Raw genomic sequence first — 16,076 nt, 5'->3', positions numbered from 1 at the left:
TACTTATCGATAGTAGCGAGTACCGCTATCCATTCTGGTTCTGAGGGGGACCGCGATGACCTTGCCCGCGCGAGGAGTACGGATCAGGCACCGGCACCGACCACTGCTGGTGTTCACCGGGGTGATGGCCGCCCTGGCGGTGGTCGCCGTGCTGGGGCTCGTGGTCGACGACCGCGTCCTGTTCGGGGCGCCGATCTGGCTCAAACCGCTCAAGTTCGCCCTGTCGTTCGTCGCCTACAGCCTGACCTGGGCGTGGCTGCTGTCGCTGCACCCGAACCCGCCGCGCGCGCTGGGCCGGGTCGGGACGGTCCTGGTCGGCGCGTCGGCCGTGGAGATGGTGATCATCGTGGCGGCGGCCGTCCGCGGCGTGGGCAGCCACTTCAACGTCTCGACCCCGCTGAACGCCGCCCTGTTCAACGTGATGGGGGTGACCGTCGTCGTGCTGTGGGTGGGCACCCTGTTCCTGTCGCTGAAGGTCGGCGCGCAGCGGTTGGCGCCCGCCCCGGAACTCCTGGCGATCCGGCTCGGCATGGCGATCGCGCTGGTCGGGATGCTCGTGGGCGTGTTGATGCTGGTGCAGCCCTCCGGTGTCGACGGGATCTCCGGGGCGCACACCGTCGGCGCGCCGGACGGCGGCCCGGGGATGGCGCTGACCGGGTGGAGCACCGTCGCGGGTGACCTGCGCGTCGGGCACTTCGTCGGGATGCACGCCCTGCAAGCGCTGCCGCTGGTCGCCTACCTCACCCGCCGCCTCGCCACGCCGGTCCGGCTGCGGCTGGTGGCCACCGCGGGCGCGGGCGCGCTCGGCCTGACCGTCCTGGTGACCTGGCAGGCGTTGCGCGGGCAGGCACTGCTCGACCCGGACGCCCTGACCGTGGGCGCCTACGTGTTGTTGATCGTCGGTGTGGCGGCGAGCGCGCTGCCCCGCAGGGAAGCGGTGTGCGCATGACCTCGTTGCTGTTCGACCTGTCGTTCTACCTGGCCGCGCCGTTCTGGCTGCTGATGATCGCCGCGCCGCGCTGGGGGTGGACGCGGAGGATCGTCGCCTCACCGCTGATCGTGCTGCCGGTGCTGGTGGTGTGGCTGTTCCTGGCCGTGCCGGTCTTCCCGGACCTGGTGTCGCTGGTGCTGCGGCCCACGCTCGACGGGCTGGTGGAGTTCGTCCGGGACGACCGCGGCCTGGCCGCCCTGTGGGCGCAGATCATCGCCTGGGACCTGTTCCTCGGCCGGTGGGTGTACCTCGACTCGCGGGAGCGGGACGCGCACCCGCTGATCATGGCGCCGCTGCTGGTGCTCACCGTGCTGCTGTCCCCGATCGGGCTGCCGCTCTACCTCGCGTCACGCCGGTGGCTGGGCGGGCGATCCGCGTAGGCTGCCGCGCGTGACCGAGATCGATGCTGACCCGCAGGGCTTCGCCGAACAGGCCGCGAAGGCACTCGCCGAGCGCACCGGGCACGACCGCCACGACCTGGCCGTCGTCCTGGGCTCCGGCTGGCGGCCCGCCGCCGACGAACTGGGCACCGCCGACGCCGAGGTGCCGGTGGCCGAGCTGCCCGGCTTCCTGGCGCCGACCGCGGTCGGCCACGGCGGCACCATCCGCTCGGTCGCCGTCGGGGACAAGCGGGTGCTGGTCGTCCTCGGTCGCACGCACGTCTACGAGGGCTTCGGCATCGCCAGGGCCGTGCACGCGATCCGCACCGCCGCCGCGGCGGGCGTGCGGTCGGTGCTGCTGACCAACGCCGCGGGCTGCCTCAAGGAGGGCATCGCGGTCGGCCAGCCGGTGCTGATCAGCGACCACCTCAACCTGACCGCGTCGTCGCCGCTGGTGGGGGCGAACTTCGTCGACCTGACCGACCTGTACTCGCCCCGGCTGCGCGCCCTGGCCCGCGAGATCGACCCGACCCTGGTCGAGGGCGTCTACGCCGGGCTGCCCGGCCCGCACTTCGAGACGCCAGCGGAGATCGGCATGCTCCGCGTGCTGGGCGCCGACCTGGTCGGCATGTCGACGGTCCTGGAGGCCATCGCCGCCCGCGCGCTGGGCGTGGAGGTCTTCGGGCTGTCGCTGGTGACGAACCTCGCCGCGGGCATCACCGGGGAGCCGCTCAACCACCTGGAGGTGCTGGAGGCGGGTCGCGCCGCGGCCAGTCGGATGGGCGGGCTGCTGCGCGAGCTGGTCGCCCGCTCGTGACCCGCCTCGGCCCGGACCTGCGCGACCGCGCCTACCGCTGGCTCGCCGACGACCCCGACCCGGACAGCAAGCTGGAGCTGCAAAAGGTCCTGGCCTCGGCCATGGGCGGCAGCGCGGAGGCGGTCGACGAACTGGCCGACCGCCTCTCCGGTCCGCTGACCTTCGGCACGGCGGGCCTGCGCGGGCCGGTGCGCGCGGGCCCGAACGGCATGAACCGCGCCGTGGTCATCCGCACCACCGCGGGCCTCGCCGCCTGGCTGACCGCGGGCGGCCACGGCGGCGGGGTCGTCGTGGTCGGCCGGGACGCCCGGCACGGCTCGGAGTCCTTCTGCGCCGACACCGCCGGGGTGCTGGCCGCGGCCGGGTTCGACGTGCGGGTGCTGCCGCAGCCGCTGCCCACCCCGGTCCTGGCCTACGCCGTCCGCTCCCTGGGCGCGGTCGCGGGCGTGCAGATCACCGCGTCGCACAACCCGCCCGCCGACAACGGCTACAAGCTCTACCTCGACGCGGGCGCGCAACTGGTGCCCCCCGCCGACCGCGAGATCGAGGCGGCCATCGCCGCCGCCCCCGCCGCGGTGTCCGTCCCCCGCTCCCCCGACTGGACCTCCCTCGGCGACGAGGTGCTGGAGTCCTACCTGGACCGGGCCGCGGCGCTGCCGCGCGGCACCGCCCGCGAACTCCGGGTCGCCGCGACCGCCCTGCACGGGGTGGGCGCGGGGCCGCTGGCCCTGGCGCTGAACCGGGCGGGCTTCGTCGACGTCAGCGTGGTCGCCGAGCAGGCCCGGCCCGACCCCGACTTCCCCACCGTCGGCTTCCCCAACCCGGAGGAGCCGGGGGCCACCGACCTGCTCCTGGCCAAGGCCGCCGAGGTCGGCGCCGACCTGGCCATCGCCCTCGACCCCGACGCCGACCGCTGCGCCGTCGGCGTCCCCACCGCCGACGGCTGGCGGATGCTCACCGGCGACGAGACCGGTGTCCTGCTGGGCTCCCACGTCCTCGCCACGCTGCCCCCCGAGGCCCGCGCGGCGGACCCGCTGGTGGCCACCACGATCGTCTCCTCCTCCCAGCTCGCCTCGATCGCCGCCGCCCACGGCGCCCGCCACGACGCCACCCTCACCGGCTTCAAGTGGCTCGTCCGGGCGGGCGACGGCCACGGCACCGGCCTGGTCTTCGCCTACGAGGAGGCCCTGGGCCTGTGCGTCGACCCGGACACCGTCCGGGACAAGGACGGCATCTCCGCCGCGGTCCTCGCCTGCGACCTCACCGCCACCCTCCGCGCCGCGGGCCGGACGCCCCTCGACGCCCTGGACGACCTGGCGGTGGCGCACGGCGTCCACCTGACCCGCCAGCTCTCGGTGCGGGTGACCGACCTCAACCGGATCGCGGAGCTGATGGCGTCCCTGCGCGCCACCCCGCCCACGGCCTTCGCGGGCACACCGGTCACCGCCGAGGACCTCCGGCCCCGGGCCGACGTCCTGCGCTACACCGGCCCCGGTACCCGGGTGATCGTCCGCCCCTCCGGCACCGAACCGAAGATCAAGGCGTACCTGGAAGTCGTGGCCCCGGTCCCGTCGCCCGACGCCCTCCCCGACGCCAGGGCGTCGGCCACCCGCACCCTCGACGCCCTGGCGGCGGAGGTCTCCGCGCTCCTGGCCTGAGACCAGGCTCGCGTTGCCGCGCCACGGGAAGGTCGGCAGCCTGGACCGGTGCCCAGGCTGCTGATCGTCCACCACACCCCGTCCCCCGCGCTGCACGCGATGTTCGAGGCCGTCGTGTCCGGGGCGAACGACCCGGAACTGACCGAGGTCGAGGTCGTCAAGCGCCCGGCCCTGTCCGCGACCGCGTCGGACGTCCTGTCAGCGGACGGGTTGGTCCTCGGCACCCCCGCGAACATCGGCTACATGTCCGGTGCCCTCAAGCACTTCTTCGACACCGTGTACTACCCGGTGCTGGATTCGGCCAAGGGGACGCCGTTCGGGTTCTACGTGCACGGCAACCAGGGCACCGAGGGCGCGGTGCGCTCGGTCGAGTCGATCGCCAAGGGTCTCGGGTGGACACCCGTCGCCGAGGGGGTCGTGGTGCGCGGGGAGCCGGACAAGCAGGCGTTGCGGCGGTGCTGGGAGTTGGGTGCGACGACGGCGGCGACCCTGCTCGGCTGAGCCTGGACCGCCCGGCCGGGTCACTGTCCGAATCGGACGGGACACGGAGCGAACAGCCCGGCGAACAGGCGAAACAGGACCGCCGCGGAATGCGATGCGCTGGGCAGAGGCGATCGTTGAGCCGTCACAGACCCGGCTCGGGGGGTGTGGACGGTGTTCCTTCGCGGTGATGCCCCCACCGCGGAGGAACCCGCCACACCGGGTCCGGTCAGATCCCCAGTTGTCCCATGGCGGCCTCCGGGTAGCGGGTCCCGGCCGCGGCCGGGACGGCCGCCTCGATGGCGGCCAAGTCCTCGGCCGACAGTTCGATCGACGCCGCCGCCACGTTCTCCGCCAGGTACGCGCGCCGCTTGGTCCCCGGGATCGGGACCACGTCCTCGCCCCGCGACTGCACCCACGCCAGCGCCAGTTGACCCGCGGTGACCCCGCGTTCGGCGGCCAGCGAGCGCAGCGCCGCCACGATCGCCTGGTTCTTCTCCAGGTTCTCCCCGGTGAACCTCGGGTGCGTCCCGCGCGTGTCGCCCTCGGCGACGTCGGCGGCGGTGGCGAACCGGCCCGCCAGGAACCCGCGGCCGAGCGGGGAGTAGGGCACGACGCCGACGCCGAGTTCGCGGCAGGTGCCGAGGATCTCGTCCTCGATCTCGCGCGACCACAGCGACCACTCGGTCTGCAGCGCGGCGATCGGGTGCACCGCGACCGCCCGGCGGATGGTCCCCGCGCCCGCCTCGGACAGCCCCAGGTGGCGCACCTTGCCCGCGGCCACCAGCTCGGCCATGGCGCCCACGGTCTCCTCGATCGGCACCGACGGGTCGACCCGGTGCTGGTAGTACAGGTCGATGTGGTCGACGCCGAGCCGGGTCAGCGACGCCTCGCACGCCTCCCGGACGTAGGCCGCGTCGCCGCGGACGCGGCGCTTCGACGGGTCGTCCGGGTCGCGCGAGATGCCGAACTTCGTGGCCAGCACGACCTCGTCGCGGCGGCCCGCGACGGCCTTGCCGACCAGCACCTCGTTGGTGTGCGGGCCGTACATGTCCGAGGTGTCGAGCAGGGTGACCCCGGCGTCGAGGGCGGCGTGGATGGTCGCGGTCGACTCGGTGTCGTCTCCGCCGCCGTAGAAGTCGCTCATGCCCATGCAGCCCAGGCCCTGCGCGGAGACCTCCAGCGCGCCGAGGTGCCGCTTCTCGGGTGTGCTCACTGCTGTCCTCCTGATCAGTGCCCGACGGCGTTCTGCATCGCGGCGGTGTAGCGCTCGCCCGCGACCGCGTCGGCCGGGGCGGCGGCCTCGATGGCGGCGACGTCGTCGGTGGAGAGTTCGAGGGTGGCGGCCGCGACGTTCTCGGCCAGGTAGGTGCGGCGCTTGGTGCCCGGGATCGGCACCACGTCCTCGCCGCGCGACTGCACCCAGGCCAGCGCCAACTGCCCGGCGGTCACCCCGCGCTCCCGCGCCAGCTCCTCCAGGGCGCGCACGATGGCCAGGTTGCGGTCGAAGTTCTCGCCGGTGAAGCGGGGCAGCGCGGCGCGCATGTCGCCAGCGCCGTACTCGGCCCTGGTGACCCGGCCGGTGAGGAAGCCGCGGCCGAGCGGGGAGAACGGGACGACGCCGATGCCCAGCTCGCGGCAGGTGCCGAGCACCTCATCCTCGATGCCGCGGGTCCACAGCGACCACTCGCTCTGCAGCGCGGCGATCGGGTGCACCGCGGCGGCCCGGCGGATCGTGGCCGCACCGGCCTCGGACATGCCCAGGTGGCGCACCTTGCCCTCGGCCACCAGCTCGGCCATGGCGCCGATGGTGTCCTCGATCGGCACTTCGGGATCGACCCGGTGCTGGTAGTACAGGTCGATGTGGTCGACGCCGAGCCTGCGCAGCGAGGCCTCGCAGCACGCGCGCACGTGGTCGCGGTCGCCGCGCACCGCGAGGCCCTTGGCCGCGTCGGTGGAGACGATGCCGAACTTCGTCGCCAGGACCACCTGGTCGCGGCGGCCCTCGACGGCCTTGCCGACCAGTTCCTCGTTGACGCCGTTGGCGTAGGCGTCCGCGGTGTCGAGCAGGGTCACCCCCGCGTCGAGGGCGGCGTGGATGGTGGCGGTCGACTCGACGTCGTCGCCCCCGCCGTAGCCGTGGCTCATGCCCATGCAGCCCAGGCCCTGCGCGGAGACCTCCAGCGCGCCGAGGTGTCGGGTGGGGAGGGTCATGCGGTGGCCTCTCTCAGCTCGGTCGTCTCCGCGGCGCACATGCGCTCGTAGTTGTCGATCTTGTAGTCGAGTACGTCCAGGCAGGACCTCAGGTCGGCCAGCCGGGCCAGCACGTCCTCGCGGTGCCGCTCGAGGATTCGCTTGCGCGGTGCGGCGCTGGCGACGCCCTGGTGGCGCAGCCGGGCGTACTCGCGCATCAGCTTGATGGGCATGCCGGTGGTGCGCAGCCGGGTGAGGAACGCCAGCCAGTTGAGGTCGTCGTCGGAGTAGGCCCGCCTGCCGCCGGAATCGCGGGCGGGCGGGTCGATCAGTTCGATGCGTTCGTAGTACCTGAGTGTGTCGATCGACAGCCCACTGCGGTGGGCCGCCTCGGCGATCGCGTAGGTCACGGTGTCGACGGTAGAAGCTGGAGTGCACTCCAGGTCAACTCGGGCGGCGGTGCCCACCCCGTTCGGGCGGCGCGCGCGGTCGACCTCGCGCACCGGGTCGGCGGTGCCGCCCGGCCCCGGCGGCGACGGGAACCGGCCGGTCCCGGCGTCGAGGTGGCGGGGGTCACCCCGGACCCGGGTACGCTCCCGGGGTGCCGCGACCGAAGACCCACGACGACGCTCTCCGTGTCCGGCTGCTCGACCGCGCCGGTGAGCTGCTGTCCAGCGAGGGCGCCTCCGCCCTCAGCCTCCGCCGCCTCGCCGCCGACGCCGACACGTCGACGACCGCGGTGTACTCCCTCTTCGGCGGCAAGCCCGCGCTGGTCCGCGAGCTGTACGTCGAGGCGTTCCGCCGCCTCGGCACCCGTCTGCGCGCCGTCGACACCGCGGGCGACCCCGCCGAGGCGCTCAACCGCCTGGGCACCGCCTACCGGCAGAGCGCGCTGGCCGACCCGCACCTGTACGGGGTCATGTTCGGCGGCGTCATCCCCGGTTTCGAGCCGGACGCGGAGGCCACCGCGGAGGCCCTCGCCGCGCTGGCCCCGCTGCTGGAGGTGATCACCAACGGCATCGGCTCCGGGGTGTTCACCGCCGAGCGCCCCGAGGACATGGCCATGGCCTGCTGGGGGATCGTGCACGGGCTGGTGTCGCTGGAACTCGGCGGCACCCTCCCGCCGGACCTCGACAGCGCCAAGACCTACGAGCTGGCCGTGCGCGTCAACACCGAGGGCTGGAGCCGCCGCGGCTGAGGCTCAGACCGCGCCGTACTGGCGGTCGCCCGCGTCGCCGAGGCCGGGGACGATGAAGCCGGAGTCGTTGAGCCGCTCGTCTACGCTGGCGGTGACCAGGCGGACCGGCAGGCCCGCGCCGCCGAGGAACTCGATGCCCTCCGGGGCGGCCAGCACGCAGATCGCGGTGACGTCGGTGGCGCCGCGCTCCACCAGCAACCGGATCGTGTGCGCCATCGAGCCGCCGGTGGCCAGCATCGGGTCGAGCACGAACACCGGGCGGCCGGAGAGGTCCTGCGGCAGCGACTCCATGTAGGGGGTCGGCTGCAACGTGGTCTCGTCCCTGGCCAGGCCGACGAAGCCCATCTGGGCGTCCGGGATGAGCTTGTGCGCCTGGTCGGCCATGCCCAGCCCGGCCCGCAGCACCGGCACCAGCAGCGGCGGGTCGGCCAGCCAGTACCCGTCGGTGCGCGCGACCGGGGTGTGAATCCGCTCGACCCGCACCGCCGCGCCGCGCATCGCCTCGTAGGTGAGCATGACGGTCAGCTCCTGCAGCGCGGCGCGGAAGGTGGCCGCGTCGGTGCGCGCGTCGCGCAGCACGGTGAGCCGGGCCTTCGCCAGCGGGTGGTCCACGGTGAGGACGTCCATGGGCGGACACGGTAGCGGCTGACCTCGGCCGAGATCCGCGACACCGCGAACGGGCGGCCTCCCACCCGCTACCCTCGATCGTGTGACAGAGCAGCCGAGCATCCCCGGTCCGGACGAGATGCGCGCCTCGAACGCCGATCGCGAGCGGTTCGCCAAGGTGCTGCACGACGCGATGGCCGAGGGCAGGCTGACGGTCACCGAGATGGAGGAGCGGCTGGACCGGGTCTACGCCGCGAAGACCTTCGGCGAGTTGCAGCCGGTGCTGCGCGACCTGCCGAACCAGGTCGTGCCCGCGCAGCAGCACCACGTCGTCCAGCCGCAGCCGCAGCCGGGCGCCCCGAGCCGGATCGGCGGGCGGGGCACCTCGGCCACCGCGGTGGCCATCATGTCCGGCGCCCAGCGCACGGGGGTGTGGACCGTGCCGCCGACGTTCAACGCGGTCGCGGTGATGGGCGGGGTGGAGCTCGACCTGACCCACGCGCGGTTCGAGGACCGGGAGACCACCATCCAGGCGTTCGCGCTGATGGGCGGGGTCGAGATCATCGTGCCGCCGGACATCACCGTGCACGTCGACGGCGCCGGGTTCATGGGCGGCTTCGGCGGTGGCCGGGTGTCCAACCAGGTCGGCCCGCCCGGTGCGCCGGTCCTGCGGATCACCGGTTTCGCCCTGATGGGCGGGGTCGACGTCCGCGCCCCGAAGAAGTCCCGGCGCGACCGCGACCGGATTTCGGAGTGAACCTCATCTCTTCCGCCGCCCCGCGTGTCACGCCGGGCGGGTGATCGACGATAGGGGGGCATCCCGCCGTCCCCCGCCGGAGGTTCCGCGCATGTGGCTGTTCACCCGCAAGAGATCCACGGCCACGCTCGTCGCGCCCCCACCGATCCCGGACGACCGGCTCGCGCTGCCCGACCACGGCCGCGTCCCGGTGCTCGGCGCCGATGACCACCAGGCCGAACTCGCGGTCGCCGCCGACGGCGGTCCGCACCCGACCACCACGGCGGCGCTGGTGCCCGAACCGGGCGCGGCGGTGCGGGTCGACGTCCTCGTCGGCGACCGCAACCTGACCGTGGGCGCGCTGCCGGAGGCGATCGGCGCCGAGTACCGCGACGCCCTGGCGCGGATCGGCGAGCGCGGGCAGGTCGGCACCTGCCCGGCGCGCATCACCGGCGGCGGCGACACCCCGTTCGGCGTGTACCTGCTGCTGGCGCCGCCGCGCGACGTCGAGGTCGTCACCGGGGCGCGTGACCCGATGGTGGCCGCCGAGACCGGTGGCCGGGTGCGGCTGTGGGGCGAGCGCACCTGCTCGGTCACCCGCGAGGAGGACCACCAGGACGCGCTGGCACCGCACGCCCCGCCCGCGGGCCGCGACACCCACCAGGTGCACGCCACGCTCGGGTTCTGCGACATCGACAGCGGTCGCTACCAGGGGGAACAGGCCATAGAGGTCCTCCTCGGTGGTCGGCGGGTCGGGCAGCTCACCTACGCCATGAGCGTCCGCTACGCCCAGCCGGTGCGCAAACTGCTGTCCACAGGCGTCGAGGTGACCTGCGCCGCGGTGACCAGGCGCGCCCACGACGGCGTACGGGTGGACCTGCTGCTGCCGCAGCTCAGCGACTGACCCCACCGGGTCGGCGGGGCGGCAACCCAGCCGCAACGCCGCGGTGACGGCGGCACAACACCGGGGGCGCCCAATGGGCGCATGAGCGACGGTGTGAGCGCGGTGCCCCGGTCCCGCGGCGCGACGGCGGACCTCGACCACGTCGGCCTGCGGTTCCGCACCGTCCACGGCTACCGCCGGGCGTTCCGGATGGCGGGCAGCGGCCCGGCGGTCCTGCTGGTGCACGGCATCAGCGACAACTCCGGCACCTGGCTGCGGGTGCTGTCGCGGCTCGCCCGCGACCACACCGTCATCGCCCCCGACCTGCTCGGGCACGGCGAGTCCGACAAGCCGCGCGCGGACTACGCGGTGGCGGCCTACGCCTGCGGCCTGCGCGACCTGCTCGGCGTGCTCGACGTCGACCGGGTGACCGTGGTCGGCCACTCCCTCGGCGGCGGGGTGGCCATGCAGTTCGCCTACCAGTTCCCCGAGCGCTGCGAGCGGCTGGTGCTGGTGGGCAGCGGCGGCGTCGGCCGCGAGGTGCACCCGGTGCTGCGGCTGGCCGCGATGCCGGGCGCGGAGCTGGCGATGCCGTTCGTCGCCTCGGCGCCGATGCGGTCGCTGGTCGCCGGGGTGCTGCCCGCGCTGTCGCGCTTCACCGGCCTGGACTTCGGCCCGGACCTGTCCTACGCGCTGGAGCGCTACGCCGCGCTGCGCGACCCGATGGCGCGCACCGCGTTCCTGCGCACGCTGCGCTCGGTGGTCGACGTGCGCGGCCAGGTCGTCACCATGCTCGACCGCTGCTACCTCACCCGCGGCATCCCGACCCTGCTGGTGTGGGGCGCCGAGGACCGGATCATCCCGGTCGCGCACGCCGAGCTGGCGCACGCGGCGATGCCGGGCAGCAGGCTGGCGGTGTTCGACCGCTCCGGGCACTTCCCGCACCAGAGCGAGCCGCACCGGTTCCTGGAGGTGCTGGGCGGGTTCATCCGCGAGACCGCGCCCGCCGAGTACGACCCGCGGGTGTGGCGGGCGATCCTGCGCGACGGCCGCGACCCCGAGCGGGCCACCGACCCGGTGGTCGCCGCGCGGGTCGACCGGGCCACCGTGTCCTCCGGCTCCTGAGAGTTGTCCACAGGCTGATCGGGGCGCCGCAACCGGAGTTGTCCACAGGTCTGACGCGGAGGGCCGACGTGGGCGTTCCCTCGCCCTAGACTCGGTCCCATGCCAGAGACAGACACGGCGGCACAGCCGTCGACCCCCGCGGCGGGCGGGACCGGGTCACCCCCCGCGTTCGCCGACGCCGTGCGGGACGAGACGTCCCTGCGGCGGTTCCTGCACGGGTTGCCCGGGGTCGACGCCGTGGGCCTGGAGCAGCGCGCGGCCGGTCTCGCGACCCGCAGCATCAAGAAGGACAGCAAGCTGTGGGCGATCGACACCGCGATCTCCATGGTCGACCTGACCACGCTGGAGGGCGCCGACACCGAGGGCAAGGTGCGCACCCTGTGCGCCAAGGGCCGCAGGCCGGACCCGGAGCACCCGGACGTCCCCCGGGTCGCGGCGATCTGCGTGTACCCGGACATGGTGGCGACCGCCGTCGCCGCGCTCGGCGACAGCGGGGTCGGGGTGGCCAGCGTGGCCACCGCGTTCCCTTCCGGGCGCTCCAGCCTGCGGGTCAAGCTGGCCGACACCGCGTACGCGGTCGAGGCGGGCGCCACCGAGATCGACATGGTGATCGACCGGGGCGCGTTCCTCTCCGGCCGCTACGGGCAGGTCTTCGACGAGATCCGCCAGGTCAAGGCGGCCTGCGGCACCGCGCACCTCAAGGTCATCCTGGAGACCGGCGAGCTGGCCACCCCCGACAACGTGCGCCGCGCCTCCTGGCTCGGCCTGCTCGCGGGCGGCGACTTCATCAAGACCTCCACCGGCAAGGTCTCCCCCGCCGCGACGCTGCCGGTGACCCACGTGATGCTCCAGGCGGTGCACGACTGGCACGCCGCCACCGGCGAGCTGCGCGGGGTCAAGCCCGCGGGCGGCATCCGCACGACCAAGGACGCGATCCGCTACCTGGTGGCCGTGCACGAGGTCGCCGGGCCGGCCTGGCTCGACCCGCACCTGTTCCGGTTCGGCGCCTCCAGCCTGCTCAACGACCTGCTGATGCAGCGCCGAACCCAGCTCCAGGGCCACTACAGCGGCCCCGACTACGTGACGGTGGACTGATGACGACCTGGGAATACGCCCCCGCGCCCGAGTCGCGCGACATCGCCAACCTCAAGCCCAGCTACCGGATGTTCCTCGACGGCGAGTTCGTCGAGGGCGGCGGCGAGCCGCTGAAGTCGATCAACCCGGCGACCGAGGAGGTGCTGGCCGAGGTCTCCACCGCCGACCGCGACGACGTCGACCGCGCGGTCAAGGCCGCGGGCCGGGCGCAGGAGCGGGTGTGGGGCCCGATGCCCGGCGCCGAGCGGGCCAAGTACGTCTACCGGATCGCGCGGCTGATCGCCGAGCGGGCCCGCGAGCTTGCCGTGCTGGAGTCGCTGGACAACGGCAAGCCGATCCGGGAGTCCCGCGACGTCGACGTGCCGACCGCCTCGGCGCACTTCTTCCACCACGCGGGCTGGGCCGACAAGCTCGACTTCGCCGGGTACGGCCCGGACCCGAGGCCGCTGGGCGTGGCCGGTCAGGTCATCCCGTGGAACTTCCCGCTGCTGATGGCCGCGTGGAAGATCGCCCCGGCGCTGGCCTGCGGCAACACCGTCGTGCTCAAGCCCGCGGAGACCACCCCGCTCACCGCCCTGGTGCTCGCCGAGATCATCCAGCAGGCCGAGCTGCCGCCGGGGGTGGTCAACGTCCTGCCCGGCGCGGGTGACGTCGGCGCCGCCGTCGTCGGCCACCCCGGCGTGCACAAGGTCGCCTTCACCGGCTCGACCGACGTGGGCAAGTCGATCCAGCGCTCGCTGGCCGGTTCGGGCAAGAAGCTCACCCTGGAGCTGGGCGGCAAGGCGGCCAACGTCGTCTTCGACGACGCCCCGCTCGACCAGGCCGTCGAGGGCATCGTCAACGGCATCTTCTTCAACCAGGGCCACGTCTGCTGCGCGGGCTCGCGGCTGCTGGTGCAGGAGTCGGTGGCCGAGGAGGTGCTGGAGAAGCTGCACAAGCGGGTGGCCACCCTGCGCGTGGGCGACCCGCTGGACAAGAACACCGACGTGGGGGCGATCAACTCGCGCGAGCAGCTCACCAAGATCCAGGAGCTGGTCGCCTCCGGCGAGTCCGAGGGCGCCGAGCGCTGGACCAGCCCGTGCCCGGTACCGGACAAGGGCTTCTTCTTCGCCCCCACCGTGTTCGCGGGCGTCAGCCAGGCCATGCGCATCGCCCGGGAGGAGATCTTCGGCCCGGTGCTGTCCGTGCTGACCTTCCGCACCCCGGACGAGGCCGTGGCCAAGGCCAACAACACCCCCTACGGCCTGTCCGCGGGGGTCTGGACCGAGAAGGGGTCCCGCATCCTGTGGATGGCCGACCGGCTGCGCGCTGGCGTGGTCTGGGCCAACACCTTCAACCGCTTCGACCCCACCGCCCCCTTCGGCGGCTACCGGGAGTCCGGCTTCGGCCGCGAGGGCGGCCGAGCGGGCTTGGAGGCCTACCTCGATGTCTGATCGCATCTCCGTCGCCAAGACGTACAAGCTCTACCTGGGTGGGGCGTTCCCGCGCTCGGAGTCGGGGCGTACCTACCCGGTCACCGACGCCGGGGGGAAGTTCCTCGCCAACGCCGCGCACGCGTCCCGCAAGGACCTGCGCGAGGCGGTCGGCGCGGCCCGCACCGCCTTCGGGAAGTGGTCGGGCGCGACCGCCTACAACCGCGGCCAGGTGCTCTACCGGGTGGCCGAGGTGCTGGAGGGCAGGCGCGAGCAGTTCACCGCCGAGGTCGCCGCCTCCGAGGGGGTCGCGGTCGAGCAGGCGCGGACCCTGGTGGACGCCGCCGTCGACCGGTGGGTCTGGTACGCGGGCTGGACCGACAAGCTGGCCACCGTGCTCGGGGCGGCCAACCCGGTCGCGGGCCCGTACTTCTCCTTCTCCGTGCCGGAACCGACCGGCGTGGTCGGGGTGCTGGCGCCGCAGCGGTCCTCGCTGCTCGGGCTGGTGAGCGTGCTGGCCCCGGTGCTGGCCACCGGCAGCACGGCCGTCGTGGTCTCCAGCCGGGAGCGACCGCTGCCCGCCATCACCCTGGCGGAGGTGCTGGCCACCTCGGACGTGCCGGGCGGGGTGGTCAACCTGCTGACCGGGTCCGCCGCCGAGCTGGGGCCGTGGCTGGCCGCGCACGGCGACGTCAACGCCCTCGACCTCACCGGCGCCCCCGCGGAACTGCGCGCGGAGCTGGAGGCCGCCGCGGCGGGCACGGTCAAGCGGGTGCCGCGGGTGCCGCCGACCGAGCCGGACTGGACCGAGCCGCCGGGCATCACCCGGCTGCGGTCGATCATGGAGCTGAAGACCGTCTGGCACCCGATGGGCGCCTGAGGACCCGCCGGGCACCCGGGTTCCGGGTGCCCGGCACACACGAAATCGACAGGATGCGGGAGCCGATCGGCGCCGGGGGGCGTCCCAGTCGGCGAATGGGGAGGGGGAGCACCATGACCACACCACCGAACACCTCCGACGTGGGCGGCTACCACGGCGAGGAGGACGCGTTCTCGGCCTACACCGCCGCCGTGCGGCCGCTCGCCGAGCGGCTGCGCGGCGCGGCCGAGGAAGACCTGCGCGGGCAGGCGGAGTTCGGCGAGCACGCGTTCTCCAAGATCGGCAGCGAGGTCGGGCTCAGCGCGGCGCTGCGGGCGGCGAACCAGCGCCAGCACGCCGGGGTCACGGGCCTGGCCGAGTCGCTGGGCGGCACGGTCCAGGCGGTCCGCAACACCTGGACCAACATCGAGGGCACCGAGCAGGACGCCGAGTCCGCGCTGCGCCGGGCGGCGGGTGAGCTCGCGTGAGCGCCCCCACCCAGCCGGTGCACCAACTGCTGGAGCCGATGATCCAGCCCGCGGCCACCGCCCAGCGCCACCTGGCCACCGACGACGACGCCATCGACCGCGTCGGCCGGGCGCACGCCGGGCTGGCCACCACGCTGTCCACCGTCGACGAGGACGCCACCCGGCACGCGAGCAGCCTGCGCTCCGGCTGGACCGGGCAGGGCGCGGTCCGCCACGAGCGCGACGTCGCCGCCCAGCAGGCCACCGGGGCCGAGCTGAGCACCTACAGCGCCGAGGTGCAGGAGGCGGTCCGGCAGGCGGGCGAAATCCTCAAGGTCGGCCAGCGGGTCAACCAGGACCAGATCGACGCCTTCAACCGCAAGGCCGCCGAGCTGCTGCAGACCGCGGCCGCGCTGCGCCAGGCGGGTGACACCGCGGGCGCGCAGCAGAAGCTCACCGAGCTGGCCCGCTACGCCGCCCAGCTCACCGGCGACACCTCCACCAACCTCGACGACGTGATGACCAAGCTCGGCACGGTCGTCACCACGCTCACCGGGGGCGGCAACGGCAGCACCTCGGCCGCGTCGGCCACCGCGACCGCCCCACCACCCCCTTCCGCCTACAACGACCGTCAGAGCAGTGGCGGAGGCGGCGGTGGGGGCGGCGGAGGAGGAGGCGGGGGTGGCGGCGGGGGCGCGGTCACCAAGCGCAGGCTGCCGGTGGCCATCCCGCCGCAGCCGGGCACCGGCGTCGCGGTGAACCTGCCCGACGGCAGCACCGTGATGGCGCCGAACGAGACGGCGGCCAAGGCCGTCCGCGCCGCCCTGGGCCAGCTCGGCGTGCCCTACGTGTGGGGCGGCACCGCGCCCGGGGTCGGCCTCGACTGCTCCGGCCTGACCCAGTACGCCTACGGCGAGGGCGGCCTGGAGATCCCGCGCACCTCCCGCGAGCAGGACATCGGCGCCGAGGTCCCCTCCGCCGACCAGCTCCTCCCCGGCGACCTGGTCTGCTGGGAGGGGCACGTGGCCATGTACATCGGCAACGGGCAGATCGTCGAGGCGGGCGACCCGGTGCAGGTCGGACCGCTGCGCACGACGAACAGCGGGATGCCCTTCGTCGGCTTCTACCGGCCCACCGGCTGAACCGCTGCGGCACACTGTCCGCTGGAGGTGGGGG

Annotated in this window: 18 protein-coding genes; 14 read left to right on the top strand and 4 right to left on the bottom strand. The window is 74.0% G+C overall.

Annotated elements, in window-relative coordinates:
- The first annotated feature begins 55 nt into the window (after positions 1-55).
- Genes DFQ13_RS09755 through DFQ13_RS09735 form a run of 5 tightly spaced genes read left to right on the top strand, consistent with a single transcriptional unit; the run spans position 56 to position 4,347 of the window.
- Positions 56-949, top strand: a complete 894-nt coding sequence (locus DFQ13_RS09755; protein WP_110079540.1) for a hypothetical protein — start codon at positions 56-58, stop codon at positions 947-949.
- Positions 946-1,371, top strand: coding sequence for an ABA4-like family protein (locus DFQ13_RS09750; RefSeq protein WP_035284723.1), 426 nt, complete (start codon positions 946-948; stop codon positions 1,369-1,371). Before DFQ13_RS09755 ends, DFQ13_RS09750 begins: the two co-directional genes overlap by 4 nt.
- A gap of 10 nt (positions 1,372-1,381) precedes the next feature.
- Positions 1,382-2,188, top strand: a complete 807-nt coding sequence (locus tag DFQ13_RS09745) for a purine-nucleoside phosphorylase (protein WP_052021380.1) — start codon at positions 1,382-1,384, stop codon at positions 2,186-2,188.
- On the top strand, positions 2,185-3,846 hold the full coding sequence (locus DFQ13_RS09740; protein WP_110079539.1) for a phospho-sugar mutase: 1,662 nt from the start codon (positions 2,185-2,187) through the stop codon (positions 3,844-3,846). The genes DFQ13_RS09745 and DFQ13_RS09740 overlap by 4 nt, the downstream gene beginning before the upstream one ends.
- Positions 3,847-3,894: 48 nt before the next feature.
- Positions 3,895-4,347, top strand: a complete 453-nt coding sequence (locus tag DFQ13_RS09735) for a flavodoxin family protein (protein WP_110079538.1) — start codon at positions 3,895-3,897, stop codon at positions 4,345-4,347.
- Between the two features lie 208 nt (positions 4,348-4,555).
- Here the strand turns inward: DFQ13_RS09735 and DFQ13_RS09730 are convergent, their stop codons facing one another.
- The 3 genes from DFQ13_RS09730 to DFQ13_RS09720 form a co-directional block, all read right to left on the bottom strand.
- A complete protein-coding gene (locus DFQ13_RS09730; RefSeq protein WP_110079721.1) occupies positions 4,556-5,479 on the bottom strand; it encodes an aldo/keto reductase in 924 nt (307 codons plus the stop codon).
- Positions 5,480-5,556: 77 nt separating this feature from the next.
- On the bottom strand, positions 5,557-6,540 hold the full coding sequence (locus DFQ13_RS09725; RefSeq protein ID WP_110079537.1) for an aldo/keto reductase: 984 nt from the start codon (positions 6,538-6,540) through the stop codon (positions 5,557-5,559).
- Positions 6,537-6,929 carry a MerR family transcriptional regulator gene (locus DFQ13_RS09720; RefSeq protein WP_035284715.1) on the bottom strand — a complete coding sequence of 131 codons (393 nt, stop codon included), beginning with the start codon at positions 6,927-6,929 and terminating at the stop codon, positions 6,537-6,539. Before DFQ13_RS09720 ends, DFQ13_RS09725 begins: the two co-directional genes overlap by 4 nt.
- 191 nt (positions 6,930-7,120) lie before the next feature.
- Between DFQ13_RS09720 and DFQ13_RS09715 the strand changes: the two genes are divergently transcribed.
- Positions 7,121-7,717 carry a TetR/AcrR family transcriptional regulator gene (locus DFQ13_RS09715; protein ID WP_035284713.1) on the top strand — a complete coding sequence of 199 codons (597 nt, stop codon included), beginning with the start codon at positions 7,121-7,123 and terminating at the stop codon, positions 7,715-7,717.
- 3 nt (positions 7,718-7,720) lie between these two features.
- Here DFQ13_RS09715 and upp read toward each other — a convergent pair whose 3' ends face one another.
- Positions 7,721-8,344, bottom strand: a complete 624-nt coding sequence (gene upp, locus DFQ13_RS09710) for a uracil phosphoribosyltransferase (RefSeq protein WP_035284711.1) — start codon at positions 8,342-8,344, stop codon at positions 7,721-7,723.
- A gap of 82 nt (positions 8,345-8,426) precedes the next feature.
- On the opposite strand from upp, the gene DFQ13_RS09705 reads away from it, so the two are divergent.
- The 8 genes from DFQ13_RS09705 (at position 8,427) to DFQ13_RS09670 (ending at position 16,042) form a co-directional block, all read left to right on the top strand.
- Positions 8,427-9,080 carry a DUF1707 SHOCT-like domain-containing protein gene (locus DFQ13_RS09705; RefSeq protein WP_110079536.1) on the top strand — a complete coding sequence of 218 codons (654 nt, stop codon included), beginning with the start codon at positions 8,427-8,429 and terminating at the stop codon, positions 9,078-9,080.
- 91 nt (positions 9,081-9,171) lie between these two features.
- On the top strand, positions 9,172-9,963 hold the full coding sequence (locus tag DFQ13_RS09700) for a hypothetical protein (RefSeq protein ID WP_110079535.1): 792 nt from the start codon (positions 9,172-9,174) through the stop codon (positions 9,961-9,963).
- A gap of 189 nt (positions 9,964-10,152) precedes the next feature.
- Complete coding sequence (locus tag DFQ13_RS09695) at positions 10,153-11,067, top strand: alpha/beta fold hydrolase (RefSeq protein ID WP_233427757.1); 915 nt, start codon at positions 10,153-10,155, stop codon at positions 11,065-11,067.
- A gap of 99 nt (positions 11,068-11,166) precedes the next feature.
- Positions 11,167-12,162: a deoxyribose-phosphate aldolase gene (deoC, locus tag DFQ13_RS09690; RefSeq protein WP_110079534.1), complete on the top strand. Its 996-nt coding sequence runs from the start codon at positions 11,167-11,169 to the stop codon at positions 12,160-12,162.
- A complete protein-coding gene (locus DFQ13_RS09685; RefSeq protein ID WP_110079533.1) occupies positions 12,162-13,595 on the top strand; it encodes an aldehyde dehydrogenase family protein in 1,434 nt (477 codons plus the stop codon). Before deoC ends, DFQ13_RS09685 begins: the two co-directional genes overlap by 1 nt.
- Positions 13,588-14,454: an aldehyde dehydrogenase family protein gene (locus DFQ13_RS09680; protein WP_110079532.1), complete on the top strand. Its 867-nt coding sequence runs from the start codon at positions 13,588-13,590 to the stop codon at positions 14,452-14,454. The genes DFQ13_RS09685 and DFQ13_RS09680 overlap by 8 nt, the downstream gene beginning before the upstream one ends.
- A 113-nt stretch (positions 14,455-14,567) precedes the next feature.
- Entirely contained in the window at positions 14,568-14,921 is a 354-nt protein-coding gene (locus DFQ13_RS09675) for a hypothetical protein (RefSeq protein WP_035284700.1), read from the top strand.
- Positions 14,918-16,042, top strand: a complete 1,125-nt coding sequence (locus DFQ13_RS09670; protein ID WP_233438334.1) for a C40 family peptidase — start codon at positions 14,918-14,920, stop codon at positions 16,040-16,042. The genes DFQ13_RS09675 and DFQ13_RS09670 overlap by 4 nt, the downstream gene beginning before the upstream one ends.
- Positions 16,043-16,076 lie beyond the last annotated feature (34 nt).

This window comes from Actinokineospora spheciospongiae (assembly GCF_003182415.1).
Classification (GTDB): domain Bacteria; phylum Actinomycetota; class Actinomycetes; order Mycobacteriales; family Pseudonocardiaceae; genus Actinokineospora; species Actinokineospora spheciospongiae.
This window is presented reverse-complemented; position numbering and strand designations above follow the sequence as displayed.

What these genes read in the sequence shown, in the direction of transcription:
- DFQ13_RS09755 (WP_110079540.1), top strand. Translation starts at nt 56, where the DNA reads ATGACCTTGCCCGCGCGAGGAGTACGGATCAGGCACCGGCACCGACCA.
- DFQ13_RS09750 (WP_035284723.1), top strand. Translation starts at nt 946, where the DNA reads ATGACCTCGTTGCTGTTCGACCTGTCGTTCTACCTGGCCGCGCCGTTC.
- DFQ13_RS09730 (WP_110079721.1), bottom strand. Translation starts at nt 5,479, where the DNA reads ATGGGCATGAGCGACTTCTACGGCGGCGGAGACGACACCGAGTCGACC.
- DFQ13_RS09725 (WP_110079537.1), bottom strand. Translation starts at nt 6,540, where the DNA reads ATGACCCTCCCCACCCGACACCTCGGCGCGCTGGAGGTCTCCGCGCAG.
- upp (WP_035284711.1), bottom strand. Translation starts at nt 8,344, where the DNA reads ATGGACGTCCTCACCGTGGACCACCCGCTGGCGAAGGCCCGGCTCACC.
- DFQ13_RS09700 (WP_110079535.1), top strand. Translation starts at nt 9,172, where the DNA reads ATGTGGCTGTTCACCCGCAAGAGATCCACGGCCACGCTCGTCGCGCCC.
- DFQ13_RS09695 (WP_233427757.1), top strand. Translation starts at nt 10,153, where the DNA reads ATGGCGGGCAGCGGCCCGGCGGTCCTGCTGGTGCACGGCATCAGCGAC.
- deoC (WP_110079534.1), top strand. Translation starts at nt 11,167, where the DNA reads ATGCCAGAGACAGACACGGCGGCACAGCCGTCGACCCCCGCGGCGGGC.
- DFQ13_RS09685 (WP_110079533.1), top strand. Translation starts at nt 12,162, where the DNA reads ATGACGACCTGGGAATACGCCCCCGCGCCCGAGTCGCGCGACATCGCC.
- DFQ13_RS09680 (WP_110079532.1), top strand. Translation starts at nt 13,588, where the DNA reads ATGTCTGATCGCATCTCCGTCGCCAAGACGTACAAGCTCTACCTGGGT.
- DFQ13_RS09675 (WP_035284700.1), top strand. Translation starts at nt 14,568, where the DNA reads ATGACCACACCACCGAACACCTCCGACGTGGGCGGCTACCACGGCGAG.